This window comes from Actinomyces sp. ZJ308, assembly GCF_011752065.1.
Taxonomy (GTDB): domain Bacteria; phylum Actinomycetota; class Actinomycetes; order Actinomycetales; family Actinomycetaceae; genus Actinomyces.
On the sequence record NZ_JAAIJY010000013.1, the window covers coordinates 1 to 18,181 of the forward strand.

The 18,181-nt window shown below is 71.3% G+C and carries 11 protein-coding genes, 3 tRNA genes and 1 pseudogene; 10 read left to right on the forward strand and 5 right to left on the reverse strand.

The annotated features are described in order from the left end of the window. The first annotated feature begins 220 nt into the window (after positions 1–220). Positions 221–1,606 carry a M20 family metallopeptidase gene (locus HCR68_RS07035; protein WP_167148065.1) on the forward strand — a complete coding sequence of 462 codons (1,386 nt, stop codon included), beginning with the start codon at positions 221–223 and terminating at the stop codon, positions 1,604–1,606. A gap of 191 nt (positions 1,607–1,797) precedes the next feature. Here HCR68_RS07035 and HCR68_RS13970 read toward each other — a convergent pair. Then, positions 1,798–3,012: pseudogene (locus tag HCR68_RS13970) on the reverse strand (diacylglycerol kinase family protein); the annotation flags it as partial. 102 nt (positions 3,013–3,114) lie between these two features. Further along, positions 3,115–4,059, reverse strand: a complete 945-nt coding sequence (locus HCR68_RS07045) for a hydrogen peroxide-inducible genes activator (protein ID WP_167148067.1) — start codon at positions 4,057–4,059, stop codon at positions 3,115–3,117. Positions 4,060–4,628: 569 nt separating this feature from the next. Between HCR68_RS07045 and serS the strand changes: the two genes are divergently transcribed. The 5 genes from serS (at position 4,629) to HCR68_RS07070 (ending at position 10,564) form a co-directional block, all read left to right on the forward strand. Next, complete coding sequence (serS, locus tag HCR68_RS07050) at positions 4,629–5,909, forward strand: serine--tRNA ligase (protein ID WP_167148069.1); 1,281 nt, start codon at positions 4,629–4,631, stop codon at positions 5,907–5,909. Between the two features lie 11 nt (positions 5,910–5,920). Beyond that, on the forward strand, positions 5,921–7,123 hold the full coding sequence (locus HCR68_RS07055) for an HAD family hydrolase (protein WP_167148071.1): 1,203 nt from the start codon (positions 5,921–5,923) through the stop codon (positions 7,121–7,123). Continuing rightward, positions 7,123–8,778, forward strand: a complete 1,656-nt coding sequence (locus HCR68_RS07060) for an ABC transporter substrate-binding protein (RefSeq protein WP_167148073.1) — start codon at positions 7,123–7,125, stop codon at positions 8,776–8,778. The genes HCR68_RS07055 and HCR68_RS07060 overlap by 1 nt, the downstream gene beginning before the upstream one ends. 139 nt (positions 8,779–8,917) lie before the next feature. Next, the gene (locus tag HCR68_RS07065) at positions 8,918–10,267 is read left to right on the forward strand and encodes an AGE family epimerase/isomerase (protein ID WP_167148075.1); all 1,350 of its coding nucleotides are present in this window, start codon (positions 8,918–8,920) and stop codon (positions 10,265–10,267) included. Positions 10,268–10,475: 208 nt separating this feature from the next. Beyond that, positions 10,476–10,564, forward strand: a tRNA-Ser gene (locus HCR68_RS07070). A 732-nt stretch (positions 10,565–11,296) separates the two neighbouring features. On the opposite strand, the gene HCR68_RS07075 is transcribed toward HCR68_RS07070, so the two are convergent. Then, positions 11,297–11,656 (reverse strand): hypothetical protein, encoded by a 360-nt coding sequence (locus HCR68_RS07075; protein WP_167148077.1) that lies wholly within the window; start codon positions 11,654–11,656, stop codon positions 11,297–11,299. 370 nt (positions 11,657–12,026) lie between these two features. On the opposite strand from HCR68_RS07075, the gene HCR68_RS07080 reads away from it, so the two are divergent. From HCR68_RS07080 to HCR68_RS07095, 4 genes are all read left to right on the forward strand, one after another. Continuing rightward, positions 12,027–12,113 (forward strand) — tRNA-Ser (locus HCR68_RS07080). 266 nt (positions 12,114–12,379) lie between these two features. Beyond that, positions 12,380–13,687 (forward strand): hypothetical protein, encoded by a 1,308-nt coding sequence (locus HCR68_RS07085; RefSeq protein ID WP_243858979.1) that lies wholly within the window; start codon positions 12,380–12,382, stop codon positions 13,685–13,687. 161 nt (positions 13,688–13,848) lie between these two features. After that, positions 13,849–13,924 (forward strand) — tRNA-Arg (locus HCR68_RS07090). Positions 13,925–14,062: 138 nt separating this feature from the next. Then, on the forward strand, positions 14,063–14,884 hold the full coding sequence (locus HCR68_RS07095) for a shikimate 5-dehydrogenase (RefSeq protein ID WP_167148081.1): 822 nt from the start codon (positions 14,063–14,065) through the stop codon (positions 14,882–14,884). A gap of 117 nt (positions 14,885–15,001) precedes the next feature. On the opposite strand, the gene HCR68_RS07100 is transcribed toward HCR68_RS07095, so the two are convergent. After that, on the reverse strand, positions 15,002–16,777 hold the full coding sequence (locus HCR68_RS07100) for an alpha/beta hydrolase (RefSeq protein WP_167148083.1): 1,776 nt from the start codon (positions 16,775–16,777) through the stop codon (positions 15,002–15,004). 112 nt (positions 16,778–16,889) lie between these two features. After that, positions 16,890–18,110 carry a PLP-dependent transferase gene (locus HCR68_RS07105; protein ID WP_167148085.1) on the reverse strand — a complete coding sequence of 407 codons (1,221 nt, stop codon included), beginning with the start codon at positions 18,108–18,110 and terminating at the stop codon, positions 16,890–16,892. Positions 18,111–18,181 lie beyond the last annotated feature (71 nt).

An 18,181-nucleotide genomic window follows, 5' to 3' on the forward strand; every position in this document is an offset into this window, starting at 1 on the left:
GGGGACATTCGACGCCGTCGGGGACAGAAATCCTGCACCCGTAGGTGTGAGATGTCCCCGTCCGTGTGGTGGACGCACCCGTAGGCGTCGAATGTCCCCGTCGGTGCTGGGCGGGAGGCTGTTGAGGCGGAGTTCGGCGATCTGCCGCACGCATGTCCCCGCCCGTGTGGTGGCGGGAATCTATATGGCGGGCCGACAGGCGGCTGGGCATGATGGCCCCATGCGCGACCTGAATGACCTCACCCGTCCCACCGTCCCCTCCAGCGCCATCCAGGAGCGCATGGCCGCCGAGACCGAGGAGCGCCGCGGCGTCGTCGGCCCACCGGCGGCCCTGCCCGACGACGCCGGAGCCCCCGCCGGCCTGCGCACCGCCCTGGCCGAGGCCGTCGCCGAGCTGGCCCCGCAGATCGTCGAGCTCTCCCACGACATCCACGACCACCCCGAGACCGGCTTCGAGGAGCACCATGCCGTGGCCACGGTCGCCGCGCTCCTGCGCCGCCACGGCATCGAGCCCGAGGTCGGCGTCTACGGCATGGACACCGCCCTGCGCGCCGAGATCTCCGCAACCCCCGCGCAGATCGACGGCGCCGGAGAGCCGGCCGGCACCATCGCGATCCTCGCCGAATACGACGCCCTGCCCGGCATCGGCCACGGCTGCGGCCACAACGTCATGTGCGCCAACTCCGTGGGCGCCTTCCTCGCCCTGTCCGCCCTGGCCCACACCCGCCCCGGCGCCCTGCCCGGTCGCGTCGTCCTGCAGACCACGCCCGCCGAGGAGAACTCGACGGCCAAGGAGATCCTGTCCGTGCGCGGCATGCTCGACGGCGTCGACGCCGCCATCCAGACCCACTCCTACGCCCACGACGTCACCCACCAGACCTGGCTCGGCGTGCGCCGTCTGGACGTCGTCTTCCACGGCGTGCCCGCCCATGCCGCCTCCCAGCCATTCATGGGCCGCAACGCGCTGGACGCGGCCACGCTGGCGCTGACCGGCATCGGCCTGCTGCGCCAGCAGATGCTCCCCATGGACCGCCTTCACGCCATCATCACCGACGGCGGCCAGGTCCCCAACATCATCCCCGAGCGCACCGAGCTGTCCATCATGGTGCGCTCCAAGTACCTCGAGACCCTCAAGGAGATCGCCGAGCGGGTCGAGGAGGTCGTCCACGGCGCCGCCCTCATGACCGGCACCGGCGTCGAGATCCTCACCTCGGAGTACTGCAACGAGGTCCCCGTGCGCGACAACGGCCCCCTGCTCACCTCCTGGGTGCGCTCCCAGCGCGAGCGCGGCCGCGACCCCCTGGCCGCCGGGGTCCTGCCCGAGACGATCGCCGCCGGCACCGACTTCGGCAATGTCTCCCAGCGCGTGCCCGGCATCCATCCGCTCATCAAGGTCACCGACCGGCCCGACGTCGCCCTTCACACCCGCGCCATGACCGAGGCCGCCGGGGCCGCCACCGGGGACGCGGCCGCGCTCGACGGCGCCTACGGGCTGGCCGCCGTCGCCCTGGACTGGCTGCACGACGCCGGTCTGCGCCGGGCCGTGCGCGCCGACTTCGAGGCCACGGGCGGGGTGATCGACGTCGCCGGCTTCTGGGAGGAGTGAGGCGGGCGCCGGTCGGAGCGCGACGGCCTACCGGGCGTCGCGGACGCACCTGAGAGCCCGCGGGCTGACCCACGAAGGCGAGTCGCCGGGTCCCATGGTGCGTCCGCGGCGAACTGCGCGCCTTGACGCACGTCCGAAGCCCCCGCCGACCGGGCCCGCCCTAAGACCGCCGGACGGCGGATGACCAGCGCCCCGGGGTCGATGCGCACCCGCATGCCCCGCGTGGGCGCCAGCAGGTCCCCGTCGACCTCGACCAGGGCCGGCACGGAGAGCTGGACGGCCACCTCCCCGCCGCGGCGCAGCACCACCCGCCCCAGGGAGCGACTCGACTCGGAGTAGCGCGCCGCGTAGGGCGGCAGCACCTGGCGCGCCAGTGAGCTCCAGCCGGCCAGGCCGGCGACCGTGTCGATGGCGGCGACGTCGAGCAGGCCGTCATCGGTGCGGGCCTCGGGCAGCAGAGTGATCCCGGCCGGCAGGCGACCGCCGTTGGCCACCAGCAGGTTGCGGGCGGTCAGGCGCTCCACGCGCCGTCGGCCGGTGTCGTCGAGCAGGCTGAGGACCAGGTCCATGCGCGGCGAGCCCAGGTTCTCCATGGCCGCCAGGGCGTAGGCGCCCCATCCGACCCGCGCCTTGAGGGCCGGGCGCGTGGAGGCGACCAGCCCGGCGTCGAAGCCGATCCCGGCCACCACCATGCAGGCGTGCTCGTCGCCGAGCGTGGGGCGGGCCCACTGACGGGGCCTGCGGGTCGCCCTCTGGATGGTGCGCACCGCCCTGGCCGCCTCGGCCGACAGGTGCGGGGAGCCGGTCGCCTCGGCCGTACCGGCCGGTTCGCCCGGGTCGGCCGAGGGTGCTGCTGAGCGATTTGGGGTGGGTCGGGCCGACTCGGTGGCGTCCTCCGGGGGGCCTGCGGGCCCGGTGGATCCGGTGGCCCCAGGCCGCGCCGGTCCGACGTCGGGCTCGGTCCAGGTCTCGGTCCTCACCCAGGCCAGGTCCGCGGGTAGGTCGACGCCGCTGGCCGCCACCCGGGCCGCCGCCCTCGGATCACCGACCGGCACCCCGAGGTTGCGGGCCGCCAGGTTCGCCGTGCCCAGGGGGATGATGCCCATCTGCGCCTCCGTGCCGGCCACGCCGGCCGCCACCGAGCGCACGGTCCCGTCACCGCCGGCGGCCACCACCAGCCGGGCCCCGGCCGCCAGGGCCAGGCGGGCCTGCATCGTGCCCGGCTCGGAGGTGCTCGTCTCCAGCCAGACGGGGCCGGCGTAGCCCGCCTCGCGCAGCTCGCGCTCCAGCAGGCCCCGCACCGCGGCGGTCGCGCGCGGCTTGGAGGGGTTGACGACGACACAGGCCAGCGGCTGCCCGGAGCGCGTCCTCGTCGCCCGGGTCCCGCCGTCGGTCAAGCCGGTCATAGGGGCAGGTTAGCCGCCCGTGCGGCCTCGGTCACGGCCCTGGAGGACCGCAGGGGGCACGGGAGGGGGATCGGCCCGGTGCGGACTCGTCCCCGGTCCGGCTCAGGCCGCAGCCAGGGTCTTGATGGGGGCCACGGGCAGGTCGGCCTCGCTGACCAGGCGCGAGATGAGGCCGGCCAGCTGGGCGAAGTCGGCGCCACGGGAGGAGGAGACCCGGTGAACCAGGCCCATGTGGCGCACCGGCGCCTCGCCGGCGAAACGGGCGACGCCGTACTCCGAGGAGGGGATCAGCAGCTGGAGCGCCCCCTCGGGGACGATCGTCACGCCGGAGCCGTGGGCGACCATGCGGGTCACCGTCGACAGCGTGGTGGCCACCGCGACCGGGGGCTGGGTGCCGTAGCGCTGGCACAGGGACAGGGTCTGGTCGCGCAGGCAGTTGCCCTCGTCGAGCAGGAGGAGGGGCTGGTTGTCGAGCTCGGTGGGGCTCACATCCGTGCGGCCCGCCCAGGGGTGGCCCGCGGCGGTGAGGATGACGAGCTCCTCGTCGAACATTGGGATCGCGGTGGTGCGCTGAAGGTCGTCCTCCAGCGAGATGATCGCCGCGTCGAGACGCCCCTGGGCGAGCTGGTCGAGGTTGTCCCCGGTGACCATCTCGCGCAGGTCCAGCTCCATCTGGGGCAGGGCCTCGCGAAGGCCGTCGATGAGGACGGGGGCCAGGTAGGGCGCAATGGTGGGGATGATGCCCAGGCGCATCGTGCCGCTCAGGGCGGCGCCCTGGCTGGAGGCGGCCTCGTTGAAGGCCTCGGCGGCCAGGACGGCGTCGCGGGCGAAGGGAAGGAGCGCCTCGCCCAGGGAGGTCACCAGGACGCGGCGGGTGGTGCGCTCCACCAGCTCGCCGCCGACCCGCTTCTCCAGGGCGGTGATCGCCTGGGACAGGCTGGGCTGGCTGACACCGAGCGCGGTGGCGGCCTCGCCGAAGTGCTGGTGGTCGCACAGGGCCACGAAGGCCCGTAACTGGGAGAAGGACGGAGATGATGAGATCGGCATGAGTTGTGGTCCTGTGGTCGGGGCCCGCACCACTGCGATCGGCGAGCCTGATGATGACGAAGTGACAGAAAATCGGAGACAGACGACTGGCCGGGAGGGGTGGGGAGGGTGGTGTGGGATCCGGTGCGGGCGGGCCGCCTACATGGCGACCCGGGAGCGCCGTCGGGAACTATAGGGTACACCGATTGAAATGGATTGTATTCACAGGTGGATTACGTTGGTAGAGGGATGTGGATCACGTTCGCCATCGAGGGCTGGTGTGCGCGTGGAGAAGCGTGTATAGATGACACGCCTGTCATTCACCCCCGATCTCCCGGTTGATTCCTGGCCTTCACGGCCCCGGGGTGGCCTCGACGACGGGGCGGATTCGGGCGGGTTCCGACGTCGGTCCGGGGCTGGTCGGCCCCGAGTGTCGGGTCCGCCACTGGCCTGTGACCTTCTCCGACTTCTGCCGGCCCTCTCGGCTCTCCCCGCACTTTCTGCGTCGTCACCCGTCTCGCCGGGCCCGCTTGCGTCCGGGAGGCGGCCCGAGTGCGGTCTCGGGCGCGGTCCTGACTACACTCAGGGTCATGATCGACCTGCGTGCGCTTCGTGAGAACCCCGAGCCCTTCCGCGCCAGCCAGCGAGCCCGCGGTGCCGACGTCGATCTCGTTGACCGCGTCATCGCCGCCGACGAGACCCGCCGTCAGGCGCTGGCCGCCTTCGAGAACCTGCGCGCCGAGCAGAAGGCCGTCTCCCGGTCGGTGGGGAAGGCCTCGCCCGAGGAGCGCCCGTCGATCCTCGCCAGCGCCAAGGAGCTGGCCGAGCAGGTCAAGGCGGCAGAGGCCGCCTCCTCGGCCGCCGCCGCTGAGCTCGATGCCCTGGCCCGCCAGTTCGCCAACCTCATCGAGGGGGCGCCCTCGGGCGGCGAGGAGGACTACGTCGTCCTGCGCCACGAGGGCGGCGAGCCCCGCGACTTCGCCGCCGAGGGCTTCGAGCCCGCCGACCACCTCGCGATCGGCGAGGGCCTGGACATCATCGACACCCGCCGCGGCGCCAAGGTCTCCGGAGCCCGCTTCTACTACCTCAAGGGCTGGGGCATGCGCCTGGAGCTGGCCCTCATGACAGCGGCCCTGGACGCCGCCGTCGCCCACGGCTTCACCCCGATGACCACCCCCACCCTCGTCACCCCGCAGGTCATGGGCGGCACCGGGTTCCTCGGCGCCCACAGCGACGAGATCTACTACCTGCCCGCCGACGACCTCTACCTCACCGGCACCTCCGAGGTGGCCCTGGCCGGCTACCACGCCGACGAGATCCTCGACCTGTCCGCCGGCCCCAGGCGCTACATGGGCTGGTCCACCTGCTACCGGCGCGAGGCCGGCGCCGCCGGCAAGGACACCCGCGGCATCATCCGCGTCCACCAGTTCAACAAGGCCGAGATGTTCTCCTACTGCCGCCCCGAGGACGCCGAGGCCGAGCACGCCCGGCTGCTGGCCATGGAGGAGGAGATGCTGGCCCTGGTCGAGCTGCCCTACCGGGTCATCGACACCGCCGCCGGGGACCTGGGGTCCTCGGCCGCCCGCAAGTTCGACTGCGAGGCCTGGCTGCCCACCCAGCAGCGCTGGATGGAGGTCACCTCCACCTCCAACTGCACCACCTACCAGGCCCGCCGCCTGGCCGTGCGCGAGCGCCGCGAGGGCGGCACGAGCCCCGTGGCCACCCTCAACGGGACCCTGGCCACCACCCGCTGGATGGTCGCCATCCTGGAGAACCACCAGCAGGCCGACGGCTCGGTGCGCGTGCCCACGGGCCTGCGCCCCTACCTGGGGGGCCTGGAGGTCATCGAGCCCGTCGGCGCCAGCGCCTGAGGACGGCCCGCATGAGCCCCACGCCAGCCGCCTCCTCGCCGGGCGCCGACCGTGACGCCGCCTGTGACACGAACCGTGACGTCGACGCCGTCGGAGGCCCCGGCAGCCCCACGCCCACCGGCGCCCCCACCGGCAACGGCCCGGCCGTCAACCCCGACACCGGGATCACCCCGGCCGGCCAGCCCCTGACCCACCTGGGAGGATCCGCCGAGTACATCGGGCACCTCGAGGACGGCGCCGGGCGCACCGACGGCGCGGGTCACGACGGGGGAGGCGGCGCCGCGGCCGGAGGGCATGCCCTGCGCCGTCGGGCCCTGGACCACGAGGAGTACCACGCCCTCGTCCAGGACCGGATGCGGGACCTCGACGCCCTGGAGGCGGCCGGCGGGACCCGGCTCGCGCCCGGTGCGGGGCTCGTCGTCGCCCTCGACGTCGACGGCACCATCCTCGACATGGACGGGCGCGTCTCGGAACGGGTCATGGCCTCCATCGCCCGCCTGCGGGCCCACGAGGTCCCCGTGGTCATCTCCACCGGGCGCGGGATCGCCGCCGCCATGCCGGTGGTGCGCCACCTGGGGCTGAGCTCGGGCTGGATGGTGTGCGCGAACGGCGCCCTGACCCTGCGGCTCGACCCGGACGCCCCCGGCGGCTACGAGGTGGTGGACTCGCGCACCTTCGACCCGCGCACCGCCATCGAGACCCTGCACGCCGCCGTGCCCGACGGGATCATCGCCGTGGAGGACCCCGGCGTCGGGTTCAAGGTCTCCCGGCTCTTCCCCGACGGCGAGCTCATCGAGGACCAGCAGGTCGTCACCATGGCCGAGCTCGTCTCCCAGCCGGTCACCCGCGTGGTCCTGCGGGCCCCGGGCATGTCGGTGGAGCGCTTCTCCGAGATCGTGGCCGACTGCGGGCTGCACTCGGTGGAGTACGCCATCGGCTGGACGGCCTGGCTCGACGTCGCCCCCGAGGGCGTTACCAAGGCCTCGGCCCTCGAGGCGCTCGCCGCTCGCCTGGGTGCCGACTCCGCCCACACCCTGGCGGTGGGGGACGGCTCCAACGACGTCGAGATGATCGAGTGGGCCGGGGCCGGCGTCGTCATGGGCAGCGCGCCCCAGTGGGTGCGCGACCGCGGCGATATCCTGACCGAGCCCGTGTGGCGGGACGGCTGCGCCGCCGTCCTGGACGCTCTCATAGAACGAGTAAGGCACCCCTGATGCGACAGTCCCCTCTCCCTGTCTCCCACCACAGCTTCATCCGCGAGAACCCCGCCGAGGACGCCGGTCGCGCCGCCGGTTCCGGACCGGTCGGCGGGGCCGCCCCGGGCCGACGACGCCGCACCGGCCGGCTGCGGCGGACCGGCCGGCTCCTGGCGGCGGCCAGTGCCCTGACCCTGGCGGCGGCAGGCACCGCCGCCTGCTCGGCCGGCGGGGCCGGCTCGGCGGCGGCCACCGGCTGCGCCGCCTACCAGGACTACCAGGGCCACGAGGGCACCACCGTCACCGTCTCCAGCAGCCTGACCGGCACCGAGGCCGAGCGCTTCGAGGCCTCCGTGGCCGAGTTCGAGAAGTGCACGGGCATCGACGTCGAGCACACCGGCACCACCGAGCTGCGCTCCCAGCTGCTCAACGGCTCGGGCGCCGACCTGTCCACCAGCAAGGGGGCCTCGCCGTCGAGCCAGGACGACCCCGAGAACCTGCCCGACCTGGCGATCGTGCCCCAGCCCGGCATGGTGGCCGAGCTCGTCGACACCGGCGTGGTCCACCCGCTGCCGAACACGGTCAACAGCAACGTGGAGGCCGGCTGGGACCGGCACTGGATCCAGGTGGGCATCCACGCCTCCGTGCCCTACGCCGCCCCGCTCATGGCCTCGGTGAAGTCGCTCGTGTGGTACTCGCCGGACGCCTTCGCCAAGGCCGGCTACAAGGTGCCCGCCACCTGGGCCGAGTTGGAGACCCTCACCCGCAAGGTGCGCGCCGACCACCCCGACGGCTCGGTGACCCCCTGGTGCGTGGGCGCCTCCGACGGGGAGTCCACCGGCTGGGTGATGACCGACTGGCTCGAGGACGCCATGCTCTCCACGCAGGGGCCCGGCGCCTACGAGACCTGGGCCTCGCACCGGGTGCCCGTCGACTCCTCGGGCGCCGTGGAGGCCCTCGACGCCGTCGACTCCCTGGTCCTGGCCGACGGGAACGTGGCCGGCGGGCGCGGATCGGTCATCTCGCGGACCCCCGAGCAGGCCGGGGCCGACCTGGTCAAGGGCAGCTGCCTCATGCTGCACGCCTCCTCCTCCTTCGAGTCCCGCTTCCCGGAGGGCACCGCCATCACCGACGCCGACGGCGCCAACCCGGTGACGGTGACGGCGCCCAGTCCCAGCGGGGACGCCGCGGGGGACGCCGCGAGCTCGGCCGGCGCCGGTGAGGCCGCGGGGGAGACGGCCGGGGCGACGGCGTCGTTGACGTCGAACGGCACCAAGGTCTCGGCCTTCGTCACCCCGGCTGCGGACCGCGGATCGGATGCCGTGCTCGTGGGCACCGACTACCTCGTGGCCTTCACCCGCTCGGAGGCGGCCAACGCGGTCATGGCGTACCTGACCTCCCAGGACTGGGCCCGCACGCGGATGGCGATGGGCGGGGTGGCGACCGCCTACCAGGGCGTCGATCCGGACCTGGCGCCCAGCGACGTCGGCAGGCGCGCCACCAGGCTGCTCCAGTCGCGCCAGACGACCATCGAGATGGACGCCTCGGACTCGATGCCGGTGGCCGTGGGCAGCAGCGCCATGTGGCTCGGGCTGAGCCGCTGGTCGACCGGTGCGATGACCTCCCAGGAGGCGCTATCGCAGGCCGAGTCCGCCTGGCCGAAGCAGAAGTAGCCGGGTAGTCGGGTCCGGGCGCCGTCGGGCCGGGGAGTGCTGGGCGGGCGCGGGAGAGAGCCGCCGCGAGCGGCCCGGAGCATTGATCCGTGTGAGGCGGGTCGATAGCCTTGGACCCCCAGCGGATCAAGGAGGACTCATGGGACTGGGATGGTTTGGCGCACCCGAGCACAAGCGGTGGCTCGCCTACGAGACTCACGCACTGCTGCACTACGCGCGCGCCGCGCAGGTGCCCACCGGATTCGGGTGGATCGGCCAGGACGGCGAGGTGGACCCCTCTCATCCCGTCGAGCTGTGGATCACCGGCCGCATGACCTTCGCCTTCGCGCTGGGGGCGCTCATGGGCATCCCCGGCTGCCGCCGCTACGCCGACCACGGCGTACGCGCCCTGGGCGGCCCGCTGCGCGACCCGGTCAATGGCGGCTGGTACTCGGCGATCCGCCCCGAGCCCGACGCCGAGGGGCGCGGCGTCCCGATCGACCCCGAGGCCCGCAAGGAGTGCTACCAGCACGCCTTCGTGCTGCTGGCCGCGGCCACGGCAACCGCCGCCGACCGGCCCGGCGCCCACGAGCTGCTGCGCGACGCCATGGCGATCCAGGACCGCTACTGGTGGGACGACGCCCAGCAGATGCCGATCGAGTCCTACGCCTTCGACTTCACCGACCCCGAGGACTACCGCGGCATCAACGCCGCCATGCACACGGTCGAGGCCTACCTGGCCACCGCCGACGTCACCGGCGAGGTGCGCTGGCTGGAGCGGGCGCTGAAGATCGTCGACTTCGCCGTCAACGTCCAGGCCCGCCGGCACGGCTGGCGCCTGCCCGAGCACTACTCCACCTCCTGGGAGCCGCGGCTGGACTACAACCGCGACGAGCCCGCTCACCCGTTCAGGCCCTACGGCGTCACGCCGGGCCACGGCCTGGAGTGGGCGCGCCTGACCGTGCAGCTGCGCGGCGCGCTCATCAACCGCTCCATGAGCGCGCCGGACTGGATGCTGGATGCCGCCGAGCACATCTTCGAGCAGGCCCGCACCGACGGCTGGCGCATCGACGGCGGCCCCGGCTTCGTCTACACCACCGACTTCGACGGCAAGCCGGTGGTCCACGAGCGCATGCACTGGGTGGTCTGCGAGGGCATCTCGGCCTCGGCCGCCATCCGTCAGGCGCTGCTCGACGACGGACGCGGGGAGATCGACGTCGAGCACTACGAGCACTGCTACCGGGCCTGGATCGACTACGCCGAGGAGTTCCTCATCGAGGCGCCCGGAGTGTGGACCCACGAGCTCGACCGCGACAACCGGCCCTCGACCCGCACCTGGGCCGGGCACCCGGACATCTACCACGCCCTGCAGGCCATGCTCATGGCGCGCCTGCCGGTGTGGCCGGCGATCGGGCAGGCGCTGGCCGAGGGGCGGCTCGATGAGCCGAACTCGCTGCTGCCGGCGCGCGCCAGCAAGTCGCACCGGCGGGGGTTCTTCAGCAGGTCCTAGGAGCAGCTGCCGCGAAAGCAGGGTGAGGCGTCCGCGTGTTCGTAGGGTAGGTCGCGCGGTCGTACCCTCCACCCCTCGAACGCGCGACCTACCCCTCGACCGTGCGACACAAGGTACGACCGTGACGTCGACCGCCGGTGGGCCTGCGGTGACCGCGGGCCCACCGGGATGGTAAGGTCTGTGCCTGTCGCGCCCTGAGGCGCGGCCTGGAGAGGTGACAGAGCGGCCGAATGTGGCGGTCTTGAAAACCGCTGTGCGCCTAGCGCACCGGGGGTTCGAATCCCTCCCTCTCCGCCATTTCATGCTTACTCGAACCCTCGGCAGTAGGTGCGCTGCCGAGGGTTCGAGCATTGCGGGAGTGGAGAGATGGGAACGGTTATGGCGCAATCGTCCGGAGAACGCTTCAGGATGTGCTTGGGTCAGCTGTAAAAGTGGACTGGATTGTACTTTCCTCCATTCAGAGGGTTGTGTGCCTGATAGAAGTAGCGAGTGTCCTCGAAGGCTCGTGCTAGGCTGACGCATTTTGTTGCCCCTGGGCCGACTGAAATATGATAGCTCGGCCCTCGTCGCCCGTTCGATGGTGCTACGGTGACTCCCGCATAATCCGTGGCAGTACTTGTGACGCAGAATCGGTCGTTGGTGTCGTCGTAACTGACCTTGGTGTATCCTCCTGTGCCGTAGTCGGTTGGTCCGAAGGAGTTGGCGGACGCTGGTGCGGCTACGGCAGCTGCTCCTAGAAGTGCTGAGCTGATTGCTACGGTCTTGATGAGGTTTCGCTTCGTGAATCGCATGGGGATCCTTCTGTGTGGCGTTGAGGTCGAGGATGACGCCGCGTTCTTTCTTGCGCCACCATGAAACCGCAGAACTCGCCCTGAAGGTAGGGGGATCAATCCCCTGTGGTTCGCGTACGAGGGGCGGGTGTGGGGGTGCGCTCGAGCCCTCGGCGGCCGATGTGCTGCCGAGGGCTCGAACCTTGTAGGGGGAGGGATGTGCTGTGATCTTCGGGGGGTGCTTCGGGTTGCTCTCGGATCAGCTGTAGAAGTTGACCGGGCTGGCGCCACCTATTTTGAAATAGTAGTAGCTATTCTCGTATGCGCGTTCCAGGCTGATGCATTTTGTTTGACCTCTAAGGACGTAGAAATTAAACTCTGGACCGCGAGCTCTTGTTGCGGGGTAAATGCGGACGTTTGTTGGGAAGAATGGGTGACCGGCTCCGGTGACGCAAAACTGATCAGCTCCATCGTTGTAGCTCACCATTGCCTGTCCGCCGGTGCCGTAGTCTGTCGGTCCGAATGAGTTCGCTGACGCGGGTGCTGCAACCGCTAGTGCTCCAACAAAAGCCGAGCCGATGGCTGCGGTCTTGATGAGGTTTCGTTTTGTGAGTCGCATGGTGACGTCCTCCTTTGGGTGGGGATTGAAGTTGAGGCGACTTCATGTTTGTCGTCTCAATGACTATGAGACCTCGAAAATAGTGAGAATGGTAGGGGGATCAATCCCTTGTGGCCTACCTACAACAAACTCTGGTGTGCAGCGCGGGTGTGGCGCACCGGGGTTGTGTGCTGGCTACATGTGGCTGGGTAACCTGCCGCGCCGGCTGCCTGGAGGGCGGCGCTGGGGCGGACTCGGCTTCGTCGTCGTTGACCGACGGAGCTCGCCCGAGCCTCCTGCTCCGGTTGACCTGGCTCTGCGGTTTGCCCACGGGGGCGTCCTCCCGGTAGGCTGCCCGTGCGTCCCACGGCACGGGCTGTGGGAAGGCGATGGAGATGTCGCATAGTGGCCTAGTGCGCCTCCCTGCTAAGGAGGTTGGGGTGGAAGCCCCTCGGGAGTTCGAATCTCCCCATCTCCGCAAGAACGGAAGCCCCGGCACGCAACGGCGTGGCCGGGGTCTCGTCGTCGGAGTCGCCTGCTGGAGGCACTGGAAGCCTCAGAGCGGCTCGCGTCCCCGTGACGCCCACGAATCGGCTGGGGCGGCCGCGCCCCGCTGAACCCCACTGACCGAACCCTGGAGTCAGCCCCGCTCGGGGCGTTCGCCTCTGGCCGATCGGGGCGCCTGTGTGTCCTCCCGCGCTGATCCGGGATAGCGTGATGCTGTACCCGACTGAGAGGGAACTCATGTCTGACCACGACGCAACCCAGCCTCCGGCCTCCGGATCGCCTCGCCCCGGCGAGGGGGACGAGTTCAACGCCCGGACCGTCCTCATCAACCAGGACATGCTCGACGCCGCACGCGCCGAGTCGCAGCAGGCCGCCGGGCAGGTGCCCGGTGCAGTACCCGGCGCTCAGGCCCAGGCCGGATCGTGGCGCCCCGTGCAGCCCGACCTTCCCGCCGGGCCTCCCCCCGAGGAACAGACGCGCGCCTACCCCGTAGGCGCCGGAGCGGCAGCAGCGCAGCCGGCAGCCGCGCCGGCCGACCCCTACCGCCAGCCCAACCCCTACGCCCAGCAGGGCGGGACTGATCCGTTCGGGCCGCCGAGCCCGCAGCCCCAGCCCGGCCAGCCGGCTCAGTTCGGCCAGCCGGACCCGGCCGCAGGCGCCGGGGTCGGTGGAACCGGGGCCTCGCCGTTCCAGTCCGGCCAGCACGTCGCCCAGCCGGGAACCCAGCCGGCGCCGTACAACCAGCCGGCCCAGCCCGTTTGGGGCGCCCCGCAGGCCGACGGCGCCGCCGCAGCCGCGTCGTCGCCCTTCGCCCAGTCGGCACCCGGCATCCCCTCGGCGCCAGGCACCGCCTCTGACCCCGGTGCTGGTACGGCCCCGGGCGCCGCCGCGAGCCAGGAGACCCTGTACTGGCAGGACCAGCAGCCCCCCGTTCAGCCCGCTGCCCCCCAGGACCAGCAGGCCTTCGCCCAGCAGCCGGCCCCGCACTCCCACCCCTTCAGCGGGGGTCACCACGACGGAGACGTCGGCATGTCCTCGGTCTTCCCCACGGCGACGGCCCGTGCTGAGGCCGAGCAGGCCGCGGAGGCCTTCGTTCCCGCAGCGGCGCAGCCGGTCGCCCAGTCCGCGCCGTCGTCGGCCCCCTCCGTCCAGTCGCAGGGCTCAGCCCCCCAGTGGGGCTCGGCCCCCTCCTCCGACGCCGCGGCCGGGCAGGCCCCGGCCTTCTCCGACCTGGTTCCCCCCGCATCGGGGGCGTCGTTCGGGCAGGCAGCAGGCGGCGCGCTGGCGGAGGCTCGTGCCGAGGCCGCCGGCAGCGTCGACTCCGTCGGCAGCTGGCTGCTGACGATGCTCCTGATGACCATTCCCGGCGTCAACCTCGTCTACCTGCTGGTGCTCGCCTTCGGCAGTGGTCGCTCCGTCTCGAAGAGGAACTGGGCCAGGGCCACCCTCATCTGGGCGGTCATCGCCGCTGTGCTGAGCGTCCTGCTCATCGTCGTGCTCGGTGTGCTCGGTTGGACATTCAACGCTTCTTCTCAGAGCGGGTGAGCGGTCGGCCGCTCACAGCGTGAGCGCGGCCGCCACAGCGGCTTCACAGGGCCGAAACCCCCGCCGACGACGGGGGTTCCGGCCCTGTGCCCATCCTCACGGGGCGTGGATTTGTCCCCTGGATGGACGCTGAGTAGTGTTCTACCCGTCGGCAACGACAAGCGCCTGTAGCTCAACGGATAGAGCATCTGACTACGGATCAGAAGGTTGGGGGTTCGAATCCCTTCGGGCGCACCAACACCCCGTCATCGGCTGAAGAGTCGGAGCCGGGGTGTTTTCCAATTCTGCAGGTCCTTCGCGAGAGCTGCCCAGTAGCCCAGCGGAGAAATGATCGCCCGGTCACGGCGGGGGCCGCTCACGTGACACAATGCCGGTGTGCGAGACATCACGAAGGACACCCGGCTGTGCATCTCCCTGTCGGCGCGGCCCACCAACATCGGCACCCGATTCCACAACCACCTCTACGAGCTCCTCGACCTGGACTTCGTCTACAAGGCCTTCACCACCACGGACATCACCGCGGCTATCGCCGGTGTGCGCGGCCTGGGCATCCGCGGCTGCTCGGTGTCCATGCCCTGGAAGGAGGACGTCATCGCCCTGGTCGATGAGATGACGCCCTCGGCCTCAGCCATCGCCTCGGTCAACACGATCGTCAACACCGACGGGCACCTGACCGCCTACAACACGGACTTCATCGCCATCCGCTCCCTGCTCGACACCCACGAGGTGCCCCGCTCCTCCTGCGCGGTCCTCGGCGCCGGCGGCATGGCCAAGGCCTGCGTGGCCGCACTGACCGACGCCGGTTTCGGTCCCGGCACCGTCGTCGCCCGCAACGCCACCACCGGCCCCGCCCTGGCCGAGCAGTACGGCTGGACCTGGACGGCCTCGCCGGAGGACCTGGCGGGCGACGGCGTCGGGCTCCTGCTCAACGCCACCCCCGTGGGCATGGCCGGTGGCCCCGCTGAGGACGACCTGCCCGTGAGCGAGGAGCTCGTCGCGGCCACCGATACCGTGTTCGACGTCGTCGCCTTCCCCGCCGAGACACCCCTCGTGCGCACCGCGCGAGCCGCCGGCAAGAAGGTCATCACCGGGGCCGAGGTCATCTCCCTGCAGGCAGCCGAGCAGTTCGCCCTCTACACCGGCGTGCGCCCCACGCCCGAGCAGGTCGCCGAGGCCTCCCGCGTCTCACGGGCCTGAGCGGCACGCGCCGGCCCGCCGAGAGAGCTTCCCCGGTGGGCCGGAGCCCGCCCGCTCAGGGGCTCGGCGAAGGTGAACACCCGCACCGAAGCCAGGAAGCGGGCCATATCCACCGACTCAGCCCGCCTCACCTCCGGCCTGGGGCTCCGGGTCCGCCACGCAGACCTCACCGTCCGAGGGAAGCGTGCCGCTGACGAGGTAGTCGCTGATTCTCGCCGTGGTGCAGCTGTTCGCGCCCGTGGCGCCGTGCCCGTACATGTCCACGCTCAGCAGGTGGCTGTTGCGGATCCTCGACACCAGTGCCTGGGACCACGGGTAGGGGGTGGCCGGGTCGTGCAGAATGCCGACGACGAGCACCGGGTTCGTCGCCGCGACGTCGACGTCGACGGCCTCGGTCTTTCCGGTGCGCCCCCAGCCGTGGCAGAAGGCGTCCGTCTGGGCCAGCGCACTGTGGAAGACCGGGTAATCGCGACGGTAGGAGCTCAGCGCCGCGTCCCAGCTCGCCTCGTTTCCGGAGTCGGGGAAGTCCAGGCACCGGTTGGCCGCGAAGACCTTGAGGCCTTGGAGGCGTTCGACGACCTCCTTCTCGGTCGTGGGAGACGCGTTTCTGGCTGAGACGGAGACGGCGTTGTTCGCCAGAGCGGTGCCGTCGTGCGTGCTCAGAGCCTGGGCCAGTCCCTCGTTCAGCATCGGCCACTTGTCGGGTGAGGCCACGGCGAGTGCGTGGATCGCCTCAACGGTCTTGAGTCGGTCCAGGGGCCTTCCGGATCCGGAGACCGTCAGCGGGTCGGCGTCCAGGCCATCGAGGAAGGTCGCGAGCTGGGCGACCGCCTCATCCGTCGTACCACTCAGGGGGAAGCCCTCCTGGCCCCGCTGGGAGTCGATATAGGTGCGCAGCGCCTGCTCCGCGACTGCGGCATCACCTTCCATCGGCTCCTGGCGAGCCATGGTGGGGTCCATGGCGCTGTCCAGGACGACGCGCCCGATGTTGTCCGGGAAGAGCTCGGTGTAGACCGCGCCCAGGTAGGTCCCGTAGGAGTAGCCGAGGTAGCTGAGGTCCTTGTCTCCCACCAGCGCCCGCATGACGTCCATGTCGCGGGCCACCGAACGGGTGTCCGCATGGTCGAGGATCTCGGGGACCTCCGTGTGCGCCTCGCAGGCCGCGGCCTCGCGCGATCCCTGGGCGACGATGTCAGCGGCGCTGCCCGGTGTGGACAAGGAGGACGGCGCCTCAGCCTGCCCGGCCAGAACCGCCTGAACGTCCTCGGGGGTCCAGCAGGTGATGGGGGTGGACTGGCCGACGCCGCGGGGATCGAAGCCGATGACGTCGTAGTTCGCCAGGACCTCAGACATCTCCCCGGTCTTGTAGAGCTCGGCCTGGGACTCGATGAGGGAGATGCCGCTTCCTCCGGGGCCGCCGGGGTTGAGGAAGACCGAGCCCCGCGGGGAGGAGCTCGTCGAGGGCAGCTTCTTGAGGGCCACGGTGATGGTCCGCCCCTGCGGGTTGTCATAGTCCAGGGGCACGGTCACGGTGGCGCACTGGAAGGCGGTGCCGGTGGCCTCGTCGGTGCAGTCGGTCCAGGTGAGGTCCTGGTTGTAGAAGGACTCCAGGCCCTTGGGGACGCCGGCCCCCGTGGACCCGGTGGATCCCGTGGATCCCCCGGAACCGTTTGAGCTGTTACCGCCGGTGGTCTGAGACGTGCCGGCGGCGCTGTTCGAGGCCGCGCCGCTGTCCAGGACGACGCCGGCCTGACGGGAGTCGTGCGCGGGTGGGCTCGCGGCGGCTGCGATACTCGCACCGAGCATGCTGCCGGCGGTGAGAGTGCCGAGCAGGGTGAGGACGGCGAGGGTTGAGGTGGCGTGCGATGGCGAGGTGGTTCGTAGGCGTCTCATGGCAGTAAGCCTTGTGCGCCCAACGGATATGAACCATCCGGCAGCCTGGTCGGCTGATGTCGGGGTAACCCGACCCGAGGGCCTTCCCACCGGGGGCCGGTGCGGCCCGGGCTCAGGCGCCGGCGGCCTCGAAGGCCCGGGTCAGGTCCGCGATGAGGTCGTCGACGTGCTCGATGCCCACGCTCAGGCGCATGAGCCGGTCGGTCAGCCCGTAGGAGGCGCGCACCTCCACGGGCACGTCCGCGTGCGTCTGCACCGACGGGCACGTCACCAGCGACTCCACCCCGCCCAGGGACTCGGCGAAGGTGAACACCCGCACCGATTCCAGGAAACGGGCCACGTCCACCGACTCGGCCAGGTCGAAGCTCACCATGCCCGAGCGCCCCGGGTAGAGCACCCGCGTCACGTACGGGCTGGAGTCCAGGAACTCGGCGATCGCGGCGGCGTTGGCCTCATGGCGCTCCATGCGCAGCGCCAGGGTCTTGAGACCGCGCAGCAGCAGGAAGCAGTCGAAGGGGCCCAGCGTCGCCCCGGTCGTGTTGAGGCGGTAGTTCAGCTGCTCGGCCAGGACGTCGTCGGCCACCACCGCCACACCCGCCATGACATCGTTGTGGCCGCCCAGGTACTTCGTGCCGGAGTGGACGACGACGTCGGCCCCCAGCTCCAGGGGCCGCTGCACCACTGGGGTGTAGAAGGTGTTGTCCACCACCAGTCGGGCCCCGGCGGCGCGGGCCAGCTCAGCCGCCTGAGGGATCGAGATCTCCTCCATCATCGGGTTCGTCGGCGTCTCGATGACCACCAGGTCCGCCGGGCTGGACAGGGCCTCGCGCAGGCCCGCGATCCCCAGGACGAAGTCGACGTCGGCCGCGCCCTCCTCGGCGAGGACCTCCAGGAAGCGGAAGGTGCCGCCGTACAGGTCGCGCAGCGCCACGATCCGGCTGCCGTGCGGCGCCAGTGTGCGGGTCACCAGCTCCAGGGCCGCCATCCCCGAGGACAGGGCGAAGGCCGCCGTCCCGCCCTCCAGGCGGGCCAGGGCGTCCTGGAGGACGTCGCGGGTGGGACTGGCCGTGCGCGTGTAGTCGTAGCCCGTCGACTCGCCCAGGCCCGGGTGGCCGTATGCCGTTGACAGATGGATCGGCGTCGTGATCGCGCCCGTGGCCGGGTCTGTCCCCGTGCCCGAGCGCACCAGCAGCGTCTCGAGGTGGACCTGCGGGGCCGGGGCCGACGACGTCGGGTGGTGGTGGACGGGGAAGGTGCGGGCGGCCGGCGGCTCGGGACAGGCGGGACGGTCGGAGGGGCGGGGCTCGGACTGGCTGGCGGACGGGCTGGTCATGGGCGGTGTCTCCTCGGAGGCGGGGGAGTGGCAGGAAGGAATGATGTCTGACGGCCGATGGCGGCGCGGGC